The organism is Streptomyces beigongshangae, assembly GCF_019710745.1.
Taxonomy (GTDB): domain Bacteria; phylum Actinomycetota; class Actinomycetes; order Streptomycetales; family Streptomycetaceae; genus Streptomyces; species Streptomyces beigongshangae.
In genome coordinates, this window is the sequence record NZ_JAHKJW010000007.1 from 79,222 (window position 1) to 91,276 (window position 12,055).

The window sequence follows — 12,055 nt, forward strand, 5'->3', positions numbered from 1 at the left end:
GCACGTGTCGCAGGTGGGGAGGTTCAGGCCGCACCGGCGACGCGGAACACCGGCCAGCCGATCTCCGTCCGCCACCGGGCCGCCACCGGGGTGTCCCGCGGGCCGACGAGGTAGGTCTCGCGTACCGGCCCGGCCACGGCGAGAGTGTGGTCCGCCACCCACCTGCCGAGCTCGCCGTAGGTCACGTCGATCGTGTCGTGGGTGCCCGTGTGCACGGCGACGGCGAGTTCCGCCCCCGGCAGTTCGGTACTGCGGACCCGTCCCACGCCGGGCACGGGCGCGGTGATCGGAACGTGCGCCAGGACATGTCCCCGCCCCTCGCTGAACAGCGCGTTGTCGTAGAGCCCGCCCGCGGGGCCCGCCGGTTCGCGGACGGCCGCGTCGAGTTCGGCCATGGCGCCGGCGTACCAGCCGAGCACGTCCGGGTGTGCGACGGTGTCCTCCACCCCGGCCACGAGTTGTGCGGGCACCTGGCGCAGTTCGACGGCGAGGCCCGCCGGCTCAGGGCGCAGCAGCCGCTGCAGGGAGGCCACGGCCGCCCGCGTGCGCGCCATCCGGTCCTCCAGCCTTTCGAGGTGCTCCGCCACGAGGGCCGCGCGCACGACCGGGTCCTGGGTGATGAGGATCTGCCGGACGTCCGCGAGCGGCACATCCAGTTCCCGCAGTTTGAAGATCACCTGCGCGGTGGGGATCTGGGCGGCGCCGTAGTACCGGTAGCCGCTCGACGGGTCCACGTGCGCCGGCTCCAGCAGCCCGGCCTCGTGGTAGCGGCGCAGGGTCCGGACACTCAGGTGGGTCATCTGGGCGAATTCACCGATCGTCAGCACGTGTCCCACTGTGCACCCTCCCGCGGGGGGAGGGTCAACGGCTTGCCCCTGCCCCCGCGGGAGGCCGCACGCTCGGACACATGACCAGCACGAAATCCACTTTCCTGCCTCCTTCCCTGTCCACTTCCCTCTCCCCTTCCCTCGATCTCGAAGGACGTCGTGCCCTCGTCACCGGCGCCGGCAGAGGCACCGGCGCCGCGATCGCGGCGCGCCTTCGCGCGGCCGGCGCAACCGTGCTCGCCACAGCGCGCACGGTGCCCGCGGGCGCGCACGGGAATTCCTTCGTCGCCGCCGATCTGACCTCGTCCGAGGGCGTCGACACCGTCGTCGCAGCCGTGCGGGAGCGGCTGGGCACTCCCGATCTCCTCGTGCACACGCTCGGCGGATCCCGCTCGCCCGCCGGAGGGTTCGCCGCCCTCACCGCGGAGCACTGGCAGGACGAACTCGCCCTCAACCTGCTGGCCGCGGTCCGGCTCGACCGCGCGCTGCTGCCGGCGATGCGCCGGGCCGGCTCCGGTGCCGTCGTCCACGTCTCGTCCATCCAGCGCCGGCTGCCGCTCTTCGACGCCACACTCGGTTACGCCGCCGCCAAGGCCGCGCTGACCACCTACAGCAAAGGGCTCGCCCGTGAGCTGGCCCCCGACGGAGTACGCGTGAACGTCGTCTCCCCGGGGGCGATCGAGACCGAGGCGGCGACGGCCCTCGTCACCCGTATCGCCCAGTCACGGGGAATCGGCCAGGCCGCCGCCTGGGATCAGGTCCTGGCGTCCCTCGGCGGGATTCCCCTCGGCCGTCCCGCCCGCCCCGAGGAGGTGGCCGAGCTCGTCGCCTTCCTCCTCTCCGACCGGGCCGGTGCCATCACCGGCGCCGAGCACACGATCGACGGCGGCACCGTCCCGACCGTCTAGACACACCTGCACCGGCGGCGATCCCACGACTCCGAGGAGAGAGATGACCACCTTCCCGACCGGCCTCCGGCACCTGCCGGGCGTCCTCCACGCCTACCTCGACGCGCACGCCCGGGGCGACGTCACCACGGCGGCCGCATGCTTCGCCCCGACCGCCGTGGTCGTGGACGACGGCAGGACCCACCGCGGCCGCGAGGAGGTCCGCGACTGGCTCGGCCGCTCGTCGGCCGAGTACACGTACACGACCACCCCCGTCTCCGCCGTCCGGCGTGGTGAGGAGCGCTGGCACGTGACCCAGCACCTCGCGGGAGACTTTCCCGGCGGCACGGTCGACCTCGACTACGGCTTCACGATCGCCGACGCGCGTATCGCCGCACTCGTCATCGGCCCTGTGTAGTCGCCTGCCCCGTGGGACACCGCCTGCGAGGCACACGTCGGCCGCGCCGCGTCACCGCATGCCGTCGGGGTCGAGGTCGGCCCCCACGGTGAGGGTCACCACTCCCGCGACGGCGTCCGCCTCCTGCGTGGCCCGGGTGCCGGACAGCCGCGACGCCAGCACCTCCGCCTGCCGGCCCATCCCCTGCGGGTAGGTCGCCGCGGTACGGGTCGTCTCCGGGGCGTTGCCCGTGCCGACGACGGTGAAACCGGCCCGGCGCAGCTCTGCGGCCACGGTGGCGGCGCGCCCCGGGACGCCGGTGCCGTTGAGCACCCGGACGCGCACACTGGACGCGTGGATCGGGTGCTCGGCTTCGGCCTGCACCTTCTTCCTGTCGACCTCCTCGTCCTTGGCGAGGGAGGTGAACAACTCGCCGGCCTGCGGGTACTGCCACACGACGTTGGCCTTGTCGGCGGCCACGTCCGCCTCGCGCGGATAGTTGGGCACGGTGAGAAAGGTCAGCCTGTCGCCCGGAATGCCCTTCAGCTCGGAGGCGAGGCCGTACAGGGGCTGGATACCGGCCAGGCCCTTGTCCGTGGTCAGTGACTTCGTGGCCGACTGCAGGAAGCCGTAGAGGGCGTTCGGGCTGGCCAGTTCGGACTGCGCCTTACCGGCCAGCGCCTGCATGAACTCCTGCTGACGGCCGATGCGCCCGAGGTCGGAGCCGTCGCCGACGCTGTAGCGGGCGCGGACGTAGCCGAGCGCTTCCTCGTCCTTGACGGTCTGGCAGCCGGCTTCCAGATCCAGGTGCGCCTTCTCGTCGTGGATGGCCCGCTCGGGACAGACCTCGATGCCGTCCAGGGCGTTGACCATGCCTTTGAAGCCCTGGAAGTCGACGGACACGAAGTGGTCGATGCGCAGCCCGGTGTTCGCCTCGACCGTCCTGATGCTGCAGGCGGCGGCGTCGGCGACCCCGCCACCGGCGCCGCCGATCGCGAACGCCTCATTGATCTTGGCGTGGTGGGGCGCCGAGGCAGTGCCGTCACCCTTGTCGCACGCGGATATCCGCACCCACGAATCGCGCGGGAAGGACACCACGGTCGCCCATTCCCGGTTCGCCGGGACATGCATCACCAGCAGGCTGTCGGACTGCATGGTGTCCAGGCCCCCGCCGTACTCCGCGTTGTCCCCGCCGCGGCTGTCCGAGCCGACGACCAGGATGTTCTTCGAGCCGGGACTGAGGTTGGCGGGGCGGTCCCCGCCGAGTTTGTCGTCGATGTCGGCGGCGCCGATGTTGTCGTCCAGGTCCTGGTACAGCCAGGCGCCGACCCCGGCCACAGCGAGGATGATCAGCGCGAGGGCCCGCACCGCCCATACGAGGATCCGGCCCCGCCGCGTCAGTCTCATCGGCGTGCTTCCGGCCGCGGTGCGTCGCTGTTGCCCCTCACTGCCCACAAACGCTCATTTCTTCCGCGCGGCCGTACGGCCGGTCCGTCACTCCTGGACGTCCGGCACTCCCATGTACCGGACGACTTAACTCTACGACCCTGTAGAAACAAGGTCGGGAGATGGGTACGCCCCACCGGCGCCGGACCCGAACGGCAACCGGCCACCCCCTCCTCCGACCGACCGGAGGGTGACTGACCGGAGGACGACCGACCGCCGGGACGCCCACAACCCGCGCCCTTCACCCGTTCAGTGCGCGAGCGGCATCCTTCACTCGAAGGTGCGACCTCACCAAGGCGTCGCCGCGTGCAGGATGAGCACCATCGTCACCGCGGAGTTCGCGGACGACAGCGCGGACACCGCGGTCCCGGCAGCCGCGCCCCAGGCGGCCAGGCCGACCGAGGTGAACACCGAGGGCCAGCTGCGCATCACGGGGGCGGGGCCGAGCAGTGCGGCGACCCGGCGCGGCACCGGGCCCGGCGCGGCGAAGCCCGCGAGGGTGACCGCCGGAGTGCCCCGGGAGACCAGGGCCGCCTTGCCGATCGCGCGCGCCACAGCTCTGCGGCTGCCCACCACGCGTGCGGCTTCCTCGTCAGCCCAGCGCTCCGCCGTGAAGGACAGCGCCGTACGCAGCGGGCGAAGGAACGGGTTGGCACGCGCGGCGAGCTGGACGGCGAGCAGGAACCGGTGGTGCCGGGCAGCGAGGTGGGCGCGCTCGTGGGCGAACAGTGCGCGCCGCTCAGCGGGTTCGAGGCAGGACAGCAGGGCGGTGGTCACCACCACACGGCCCCGCCGTCCGCCGGGAAGGGCGTACGCGTAGGGCGTGTCGTCCGGCAGGACGGCCACCTCGGTCGCGGGCAGGCCGACGAGCGCCCGGTGGGCACGGCGGCGCACCCGGCCGTGCCGCCACAAGGTGCGACCGCAGGCCAGCAGTACCGCGATCAGGGCCGGAATCGCGACCTTGCCCGCGATCTCGTCGTACGGCACCGCCGCGCGCACCTCGGGATCCGACCACGCGTCGGGCAGTGGGTTGCCGGGCAGCTGCGCCGTGCCGACCACCATGAGCAGCCCCAGGCACACGGTGCTGCACACCGCCATCACCACGGCCAGCCCGGCCAGCAGCCGGGTGGCGGCCCGCGGGTACAGCCGCTGCTCGGCGAGGCGCGCGACCGGCCACGCCGTCAACGGCAGGACCAGCGGCAAAAAGACGAACACCCCCATGAGGCTTCAGTCTTCCCCTTCGCTCTCGGCCCGGCCCAGGAGTTCGCGAAGCAGCCGTTCGTCATCCGGTTCCAAGGAGGTCACGAAGCTGGCGAGCACGGCCTCGCGATCGCTCTCCGCGTCGAGCACCCTGCGCATCCGGTGCGCCGCCAGGCCCGCCTCGTCCGACGCCGAGGTCCACGCGAAGGACCGGCCGACGCGCTCGCGGGTCACCGCGCCCTTGTTCAGCAGCCGGGTCAGGATCGTGATCACCGTCGTGTAGGCGAGGTCACCGTCGAGACGCTCCTGCACCCAGCCCGCCGTGGCCGGCCCCTCCGCCGCACGCAGGACCGACAGGATCTGCGCCTCCAGCTCGCCCTGCCCCCGCCGTGGCGGGCGCTGCCGTTGGTCCGTCACACCGCGTCTCCCTGTCTCCACGTCGTTCTCACGTCTCACGTCTCACGCCTTCGCCGTTCCCGCGTCCCGGCCGGTCCATCGTATCGACGCTCCGTGGCCGGTCAGGACGCCCGCAGTGCTGCGCCCGGCCGTGACCGGCAGGAACAGGACTGTTCCTCCTGAACCGGGGCACCGCTTATTCGACAGTCATGTAGAAGTAACGGAAGAGAGGCCACTGATGGAGATCTCCGGAATCATCACCGCGATCGTGATCGGTATCGTGATCGGGGTCCTGGGCAGGCTCGCCCTTCCCGGGCGCCAGCACATCGGCGTCCTGTGGACCGTCGGAGTCGGCATCCTCGCCGCACTGGTCGGCACGGCCGTCGCCGGAGCCCTGGATGTCGCCGACACCGACGGCGTCGACTGGATCGAACTGGCCGTCCAGATCGGTCTCGCAGCTGTCGGCGTCGCAGCGGTGGAACGTCTGAAGGGCCGTCGCTGAAGCAGTTCCGGGGAGCTGCACCCCGCCGGGTCGGGCCGTCCGGCCGGCGGGGCGCCGCCTCCCGGGTGAACGGCTGACGCCTGCGGACCGAGCATGCGGCGCAGCACGGGTCCGCGCACCGGGCGGCCGACCCGACGCGGCGCTCACCACTCCCGGGGGGCGATCAGTTCTTCCGCGTCCGCGTCACTGAAGCCGTAGGCGGACGCGACGAACCAGAAGTCCTCCGCGATCTCCTCCCGCGCCACGGTCTCGATCCCGCTCCCGGCTGCCTCGAACTCCGCCTCCAGCAGGTTGAACTCCTGCGTCGCGGCGTGGGTGAGCGCATGGAGGGCCTTCAGGTCCGACGGCCGTTCGGCCTCGATCCGCCCGCACAGCCGCACCAGGATCGCCGCGCCCCGGTCCACGACGTGATCGGGGTAGTACGGGTCCGCGTACAGCTGCCGCAAAAACGTACGCCCCGCCACCTGCTCGTTCGTGATCATCACTGTGCCCCGTCCCCGTAGCGGAATCGATGTGCCGATCATGCAGCACGGCACTGACAGACGAAGCCGTCCGGGTGCCCGGGCGGGACCGTGCGGGACGGCCCGGTTCTCACGGGCGGACGACGCCGAGGAGCCGGCCGGCTGCTCCTGTGCGGGTGCCGTCCTCGCGTTCGCCGCCGGCGCGCTTCCCGGGCGCCGGCAGGAAGCAGTCGCGCCTGCCGTCGCGTACGAGGCAGCTCTCGACCTCGGGGAACGCCCTGGGGCTCACCGCCGCCATCGGCGTCGAGAGGGAGCCCTCCTCGTCGAAATGGTCCCGTACCTCGTTCTGCTGGGGTTCGGCTCCCGGGGCGGTGATCTCGACACGATCCCCCTCGCGGCCCCGGTCGATACGGGCCCACACCGTCCCGCACCTCGCGGAATGGCGCACTTTGACCACCGTGCCCCCGCCGAAGCGCCGCTCGGCCAGGGTGCTCGGCGGGTGGTCGGCGTTCGAGCATCTCGTCGACTCCGGATTCCTGCCGGTGCACGCGTCACCGAAACAGCTCGCTTCGAGCGCGGAGCGGCTCGGCGCGCCGCCGCCCTTCGCGTCGCTGTCACCGCTGCTGAAGCCCCACGTCACCACGAGCACTCCGGCGGCGACAGCCGCGCACCCTGCGAGCACCCCGGTGACGTGGCGCACGGGGCGCACGGGGCGGTGGTGCCGGACCGGGAGGTCGAGCGGACCCGGCGCCGGCGGTACGTCGGGCACGGCTGCCGGGTCCCGCACCGCGCCCCCGCTCGCCGCCCCGGCTCCTTCACCGGTCCGCCCGCTCCAGACCGCCTCGGCCAGTTCCCACAGGACGAGCGGCCGGTCCTGGCGCTCGCCCGCGAGGCGGCACAGCTCCTCGACGGCTTGCCGGGGCGGCAGCGCCTTGCCGTTGAGATAGCGTTCCCAGGAGGACTTGCTGTACGGGGTCTTCGCCGCCAGCGCGGCCAGGCTCAGCCCCGTCGCGGACCGCAGCTCACGCAACGTACGGGCAAGCCGCTCGCACTGCGCCGGCCGCGCGGCACCGCTCGCCGTCCCTCCCGCATCCCGCGGACGCGGGCCTCCCACCTGCTTCTCCCGGTTCACCTCCGCAGCACCCCCCAGGTGTCCGGTCCGATCTTTCCGTCGACCGCGACCTTTCCCTTCTCCTGCGCGCGCTTGACGGCGCGTTCGGTGGCATTGCCGAAGACCCCGTCGGCCGCACCGGGCGACTGACGGTGGTGTTTGAGGAGGCACTGCGCCTCCACCACCGACCACCGGGTGGACGACTGCTGGATGAGCTCCACCCGCGTACGGCTGTAGCCCGCGTAGAGGAGGCCGTCGTCGTCGCGCTTCACCGTGCAGGGATAGTCCTTGCCCGGCCGGTAGACGAACTCCCCCATTTTCGGGTGGGCTTCACCGGTGTACGGCTTGGCTTCCCCGCCCTCGTCCCCGTCGTCGTCCTCCCACGGAGCGATCAACGCGAGTACGGCCAGGATCACCAGGGCCGTGGTGACGCTGGACAGCACTATCGCCAGCCAGGGCACCCGTGTGCCGCGGTGACCGGGCGCGGTCCCGTCCGGCCCCGGCTCCCGTTCGGGGCCCGGCCCCCGCTCAGGCCCCGGTCCCCGGTCAGGTCCTGGTCCCCGGTCAGGTCCTGGTTCCGGCCCGGAGCCCGGTCCGGACGGGAGTCCGGACTCCGGTGCCGTGCCCCACGCCTCCGCGGCCACCTCCCACTGGGCGACGAGCCGTACCGGGTCGGTGTCGCAGGCCCTGGCCAGGGCCTCGACCGCCTCGACCGGGGGCAGTGCCTTCCCGTTGAGGTAGCGGTCCCAGGAGGATCGGCTGTACGCCGTTCTTTCGGCCAGCGTCGCGAGTCCGAGCCCGCTGTGATCCTTGAGTCTTCGTAGGTGCACGACGAACTGCCGGACCTGCGGGTCGAGCGAGTCGGGCAGTTTCTTCCATCGAGACATGTTCCACCCCACGTCTTGAAGTCCCTCACAGAAAGATGTCGTACTTTCCCGTTCCAGTTCCCTCCCGTGACAGGGACCGGAGGAGTGACCGAACCGTTTCAGCCGTTCCGGCCCGTCCCGGCGTCCCACCGAAGCCGCGCCTCTTCCGGAGTTCCCGCAGGTCGACGGCAGGGGCGTCCCGGGCACGCCCAAGTCGAGCGGCTGCCCTGGCGCGAGGGGCGGGTCGGCGGGCAGTGTCCGTGGTGCACAACGGGCGGCGTGGTCCACCCCGCGCCGCCCCACCGGACGGCGCCTCGTCCTCGCCGGGGGAGAGGGCGGGGCGTCGCGGGGCGGCAGTCGGTACGGAGCACGGCGGTCGTGGTCGCACGTGGGGGGGCCCGGCCGGCAGCAGGGGGGACCCGGCCGGTCGCCGGGGTGGGCCTCGTGTCACCTCAGGGTGTCACCTCCGCCAGAACAGGTGGTGCGCAACGCCGCTCGTACTGTGCGCGACCTCCAGATGGAACCGGTCGAGCAGTTCCTCGGGCGACTCCCACAGGCGGAGACCTGACCCGAGCTTCACCGGGGAGACCGCCACGTGCAGGGTGTCGACGAGATCGGCGTCGAGGAACTGCCGGACGGTGGTGACCCCGCCGCCGAGTCGGACGTCCTTGCCCTGGGCCGCCTCCCGGGCCCGTTCGAGGACCGTGACCGGATCGCCGTCGACAAAGTGGAACGTGGTGTCGGAGAGCGTGATCGAAGGGCGCTCGTGGTGGGTCATGACGAACACCGGGGTGTGGAACGGGGGTTCTTCGCCCCACCAGCCGCGCCAGTCGTGGTCCTGCCAGGGCCCGCGCTGGGGACCGAACTTGTTGCGGCCCATGATCTCGGCGCCGATGTTGCGCGCGAAGTCCCGCGTGAAGCAGTCGTCGAGACCGCGGCTGCCTCCGGGGTCGGTGCGCATGGGCCAGCTCGCCGTGGCGCCGGCCCAGGCGAACAGCCTCCCGGGGTCGACGTGGCCGAACGGGTTCTCAAGACTCTGGTGCCCGCCGGCACCGATTCCCTCACTCGAAACGCTGAAGTTCATGACTCTCAGCAGCTGATCCACGTGTCTCCTCGTCAGGTCCGGTCGCTCCTCGTGCGGCGGGGTGCCCCGCATCAGGACGTCGAACGGGACATGGCAGGGTCGACAGCGGCTCGTGACTTCTTCCGGGACGCGTCCGGCACGGGGGTTCACGTGTGTCGTCCGGGCGTTCCGGTGCCCACCGGTGCGGCGTTCCGGCCGCGCGGCGGTGCGGCGTTCCGGCGTTCCGGCGGCGCGGACACACGTTCGACGTCCGCCCTCGTGCTTCCCGCCGGCGAACTATGATTCGGCTCCGAGCCTCCGGCGTCCTTGGGGAAAACGCATGAGCGATGTGAGCACCGGTACCGGCAAAGTGGTCGTGAACAGGGCGATGTCGCTGGACGGTTTCATCGCCGGTCCCGGTCACGCGATGGACTGGGTCGCCGAGCACCTGACCGCGGACATGTTCCCGGAGGTCATGGCGGCCACCGGTGCCATGCTCATCGGCCGCGGCACGTACGAGGTCGCCAAGCGCATGTCCGCCCAGGACACCGCCTACGACGGGGGAGCACAGTTCGTCCTCACCCACGAGCCTCCCGGCGAGCCGGACCCTGCCGTCACGTTCCTCACCTGCGATCTCGAGGCGGCCGTCGACACGGCCCGCGGCGCCGCGGGCGGCGGGAACCTGGAGATCCTCGGTGCCGATGTGGCCGCCCAGTGCCTGCGGCGCGGGCTCGTCGACGAGATCCTGGTGTACGTCGTGCCGGTGCTGCTCGGCGACGGTGTCCGCTTCTCGCCCCCGGGCCTCGGCAGGGTCGACCTGGAACCCTCCGGTGCCACCCGGTCGGGCGCCGTCACGATGCTCCGCTTCCGCGTGCGGAAGCAGGCGCGGCCCTCCAGCGGTTGACCTCTGCGCACCGCGGACACCCTGGTCCCCGGCTCGGGCCGGACCCGGCGGCGGGCCCTCGCACGCGGGGGTCCCCTGGTCGAACTCCTCCCTGTGCTCCCTGGGTTCGGCGGTGAACCTCAGGTCTCCCTCGCTGGGGTGCGCGCCGCTGCTCGAACGTGAAGCGCAGCCGCACGGCGAGCGAGCACAGGGACAGGGGCAAGGACAGGGGTTGAGCCGGGTCGGCCGTCGGTCCTGCCCGCCCCTTCCGGGGCGAGGTGTGGCACGGTGCGCCGGCACGGTGCCACTGCCTCCGCCTGAAGCCCCCGCCGCCCCGTCGTGTCAGCCCACCGGTGTCGCCGGTGGCGCCGGTGCACCGGCGCCACCCGCCTCCTCGGCGAGGCGCTCCATGCCGCTGGTGTCCTTGAGCGGCTTCTCCTTGATGAACAGCACGGCGACCAGCGCCAGCAGGGCGAACGGGGTGGCGGCGAGGAAGAGGTCACCCGTGGCGACGCCGTAGGCGTGCTCCACGATCTCCCGCATCGGCGCCGGCAGTTTCGTCATGTCCGGAACGCTGTGGGCACCGCCCTCGGCGGCACCGGCCGGGGTGCCGGCGTCCTGCAGGCCCTTGGCCATCTCGCTGGCGACGCGGTTCGCGAGGATCGCGCCGAGCACGCTGGTTCCGATGGTGCCGCCCATGCTGCGGAAGAAGGACAGCACCGAGGTGGCGGCGCCGAGTTCGGCGGCGGGGACGTCGTTCTGGGCCGCGAGGACGAGGTTCTGCATCAGCAGGCCGACGCCGACCCCCATGACCGCCATGTAGACGCTCAGCAGGCCGAAGTGCGTGCCGGCGTCGATGGTGGACAGCAGGGCGAGGCCCGCGGTCATGCACACGCCGCCGATCACGAGGTAGATCTTCCAGCGGCCCGTGGCGCTGATGATCTGCCCCGCAAGGGTGGAGGACACCAGCAGACCCAGGATCATGGGCAGGCTCATCAGACCCGCGGCCGTCGGGGACTTGCCGAGGGAGACCTGGAAGTACTGCGAGAGGAAGACGGTGCCGCCGAACATGGCCACACCGACGAACAGGCTGGCCAGCGTGGTCAGCGACACGGTGCGGTTGCGGAAGATGCCCAGCGGGATGATGGGTTCCGCGACCCGTGACTCGACGACGAGGGCGGCGACCAGCGCCACCACTCCCCCGCCGGTCAGGGCCGCGGTCTGCCAGGAGACCCAGTCGAACTCGTTGCCGGCCAGCGAGACCCAGATGAGCAGCGCGCAGACACCCGCGACGATCAGGAAGGCGCCGAGGAAGTCGATCTTCGCTTCGCGGCGGACGGCGGGCAGCCGCAGGGTGCGCTGCAGCAGCACGATCGCCAGCAGCGCGAACGGTACGCCGATGAAGAAGCACCAGCGCCAGCCCAGCCAGGAGGTGTCGACCAGGACGCCGCCGATGAGCGGGCCGGCCACGGTGCCCACGGCGAAGACCGCGCCGAAGATGCCCGCGTACTTGCCCAGCCGGCGGGGCGGGATGATGGCCGCCATCACGACCTGGGCCAGGGCGGTGAGCCCGCCCGCGCCGATGCCCTGGGCGACCCGGCTGAAGATCAGCAGTCCCACGTCGTGCGAGAAGCCCGCGAGCAGCGAGCCGACCACGAACATGCCCAGGGAGAGCTGGAGCAGCAGCTTCTGGTCGTAGAGGTCGGCGAGCTTGCCCCACAACGGCACGGTCGCCGTCATGGCCAGCAGTTCGGCGGTGACGACCCAGGTGTAGGAGGACTGGCTCGCCCCCAGGTCGGCGATGATCCGCGGCAGCGCGTTGGCCACCACGGTCCCGGCGAGGATGGCCACGAACATGCCGGCCATCAGTCCGGACATGGCCTGCAGTATCTGCCGGTGGGACATGGCAGTCGGGGACGCCTCTTCCGGCGCCGCTGGTGAAGTCACTTCATCTCTTTCGAAGGTCGAACGGGGTCACCCCACGCGGTGGAAGGACGGTGGGGTGCCCTGAACCAA

Annotated in this window: 13 protein-coding genes; 4 read left to right on the forward strand and 9 right to left on the reverse strand. The window is 71.8% G+C overall.

Annotated features, from left to right (window positions below):
* Window positions 1–23: 23 nt before the first annotated feature.
* A complete protein-coding gene (locus tag KM933_RS07505; protein ID WP_221349447.1) occupies window positions 24–827 on the reverse strand; it encodes a MerR family transcriptional regulator in 804 nt (267 codons plus the stop codon).
* An 80-nt stretch (window positions 828–907) separates the two neighbouring features.
* On the opposite strand from KM933_RS07505, the gene KM933_RS07510 reads away from it, so the two are divergent.
* Complete coding sequence (locus KM933_RS07510; protein WP_221349449.1) at window positions 908–1,735, forward strand: SDR family oxidoreductase; 828 nt, start codon at window positions 908–910, stop codon at window positions 1,733–1,735.
* Between the two features lie 43 nt (window positions 1,736–1,778).
* Window positions 1,779–2,132, forward strand: coding sequence for a nuclear transport factor 2 family protein (locus KM933_RS07515; RefSeq protein WP_221349451.1), 354 nt, complete (start codon window positions 1,779–1,781; stop codon window positions 2,130–2,132).
* A 51-nt stretch (window positions 2,133–2,183) separates the two neighbouring features.
* On the opposite strand, the gene KM933_RS07520 is transcribed toward KM933_RS07515, so the two are convergent.
* The 3 genes from KM933_RS07520 to KM933_RS07530 all read right to left on the reverse strand — a co-directional run bounded on the left by KM933_RS07520 (window position 2,184) and on the right by KM933_RS07530 (window position 5,174).
* Entirely contained in the window at window positions 2,184–3,518 is a 1,335-nt protein-coding gene (locus KM933_RS07520; RefSeq protein ID WP_221349453.1) for an LCP family protein, read from the reverse strand.
* Window positions 3,519–3,845: 327 nt separating this feature from the next.
* Window positions 3,846–4,778 carry a M56 family metallopeptidase gene (locus KM933_RS07525; RefSeq protein ID WP_221349455.1) on the reverse strand — a complete coding sequence of 311 codons (933 nt, stop codon included), beginning with the start codon at window positions 4,776–4,778 and terminating at the stop codon, window positions 3,846–3,848.
* Between the two features lie 6 nt (window positions 4,779–4,784).
* Window positions 4,785–5,174: a BlaI/MecI/CopY family transcriptional regulator gene (locus KM933_RS07530; protein ID WP_221349458.1), complete on the reverse strand. Its 390-nt coding sequence runs from the start codon at window positions 5,172–5,174 to the stop codon at window positions 4,785–4,787.
* Between the two features lie 217 nt (window positions 5,175–5,391).
* On the opposite strand from KM933_RS07530, the gene KM933_RS07535 reads away from it, so the two are divergent.
* The gene (locus tag KM933_RS07535) at window positions 5,392–5,655 is read left to right on the forward strand and encodes a GlsB/YeaQ/YmgE family stress response membrane protein (protein ID WP_221349460.1); all 264 of its coding nucleotides are present in this window, start codon (window positions 5,392–5,394) and stop codon (window positions 5,653–5,655) included.
* 143 nt (window positions 5,656–5,798) lie between these two features.
* On the opposite strand, the gene KM933_RS07540 is transcribed toward KM933_RS07535, so the two are convergent.
* The 4 genes from KM933_RS07540 to KM933_RS07555 all read right to left on the reverse strand — a co-directional run bounded on the left by KM933_RS07540 (window position 5,799) and on the right by KM933_RS07555 (window position 9,198).
* Window positions 5,799–6,140: a DUF5713 family protein gene (locus KM933_RS07540; protein ID WP_221349462.1), complete on the reverse strand. Its 342-nt coding sequence runs from the start codon at window positions 6,138–6,140 to the stop codon at window positions 5,799–5,801.
* A gap of 106 nt (window positions 6,141–6,246) precedes the next feature.
* Window positions 6,247–7,230 carry a helix-turn-helix domain-containing protein gene (locus KM933_RS07545; protein WP_221349464.1) on the reverse strand — a complete coding sequence of 328 codons (984 nt, stop codon included), beginning with the start codon at window positions 7,228–7,230 and terminating at the stop codon, window positions 6,247–6,249.
* 14 nt (window positions 7,231–7,244) lie between these two features.
* Window positions 7,245–8,114 carry a helix-turn-helix domain-containing protein gene (locus KM933_RS07550; RefSeq protein WP_221349466.1) on the reverse strand — a complete coding sequence of 290 codons (870 nt, stop codon included), beginning with the start codon at window positions 8,112–8,114 and terminating at the stop codon, window positions 7,245–7,247.
* 439 nt (window positions 8,115–8,553) lie between these two features.
* A complete protein-coding gene (locus KM933_RS07555) occupies window positions 8,554–9,198 on the reverse strand; it encodes a dihydrofolate reductase family protein (RefSeq protein ID WP_221349468.1) in 645 nt (214 codons plus the stop codon).
* A 298-nt stretch (window positions 9,199–9,496) separates the two neighbouring features.
* Here KM933_RS07555 and KM933_RS07560 point away from each other — a divergent pair, with 298 nt between their 5' ends.
* Window positions 9,497–10,060: a dihydrofolate reductase family protein gene (locus KM933_RS07560; protein WP_221349470.1), complete on the forward strand. Its 564-nt coding sequence runs from the start codon at window positions 9,497–9,499 to the stop codon at window positions 10,058–10,060.
* Window positions 10,061–10,381: 321 nt separating this feature from the next.
* On the opposite strand, the gene KM933_RS07565 is transcribed toward KM933_RS07560, so the two are convergent.
* On the reverse strand, window positions 10,382–11,944 hold the full coding sequence (locus KM933_RS07565; protein ID WP_260333228.1) for an MDR family MFS transporter: 1,563 nt from the start codon (window positions 11,942–11,944) through the stop codon (window positions 10,382–10,384).
* Window positions 11,945–12,055 lie beyond the last annotated feature (111 nt).